This is a genomic window from Mesorhizobium sp. M5C.F.Ca.IN.020.29.1.1, from assembly GCF_003997375.1.
Taxonomy (GTDB): domain Bacteria; phylum Pseudomonadota; class Alphaproteobacteria; order Rhizobiales; family Rhizobiaceae; genus Mesorhizobium; species Mesorhizobium wenxiniae.
In genome coordinates, this window is sequence record NZ_RZSW01001063.1 from 1 (window position 1) to 888 (window position 888).

The 888-nt window shown below is 66.0% G+C and carries 1 protein-coding gene and 1 pseudogene; both read left to right on the plus strand.

The window, feature by feature from the left end:
• The coding region (trbG, locus tag EOA85_RS36225; RefSeq protein WP_127212797.1) for a P-type conjugative transfer protein TrbG at nt 1-621 on the plus strand (621 nt) is incomplete at its 5' end.
• 3 nt (nt 622-624) lie between these two features.
• Nucleotides 625-888, plus strand: a pseudogene (locus EOA85_RS36230) (conjugal transfer protein TrbH); the annotation flags it as partial.

Here is an 888-nt window from a genome sequence, read left to right on the forward strand (position 1 = left end):
GTCGTGTGCTCGCCCTTGCAGGTGTGCGATATCGAGCTGCAGGCCGGCGAAGTGGTGCGCGACGTTCTTGTTGGCGACACCGTGCGCTGGAAGGTCGAGCCGGCAACCTCCGGTGCCGTCGGAGGCCAGGCGATCCACCTGATCGTCAAGCCGGCTGAGCCGGGTCTCGTCACATCGATGGTGGTGACGACGTCGCGGCGCACCTACCATGTCCAGCTGAAGTCGCATGAAAGCCAATACATGGCCCGCGTCGGCTTCGAATATCCGGAAGACGTCTCGGCGCGCCTCGCCGACATCAATGCCAGGCTGGAGGCGAGCACGATCCCGGGCGCCGGTGTGCCGGCGGAGCAACTGGACTTTCGGTACAGCGTCAGCGGCAATGCGCGCTGGCGGCCGACGCGGGTCTATTCCGACGGAGAGAAGACCTACATCCAGTTTCCGCGTACCATTTCCGGCCAGGACGCGCCTGTGCTGTTCGTCGTCTCGGGCGGCGAAAATCGCATCGTCAATTACCGGATTAAGGGTGACATGATGGTGGTCGATTATCATATCGATCGCGCCGTCTTGGTTTCGGGCGTCGGCTGGCGCCGGGAGAAGATCAGCATCAGGCGGGGAGGGTAGGCGATGCGTGCTGGCCGTCCCGTCCGGCGATTTATCTCGACCGCCATCGCCGCCGCGCTGCTTGCCGGCTGCCAGACCTTGGGAGCGGACGGGCTCGTCGCCAGTTCCGCGCCGCCGGAGATCTCCGGCCCGGCCGCCAGCGCCATTGCCGGCGACATGGTGAGCCGGATTGCCGAGCATGCCGGGCCAGGCACCGGAACGATCCTGTTGAAGTCCGACGGCTCGCCCTTCGGCGGAGCTCTCGAGGCTGCGCTCAAGGCCTGGGGG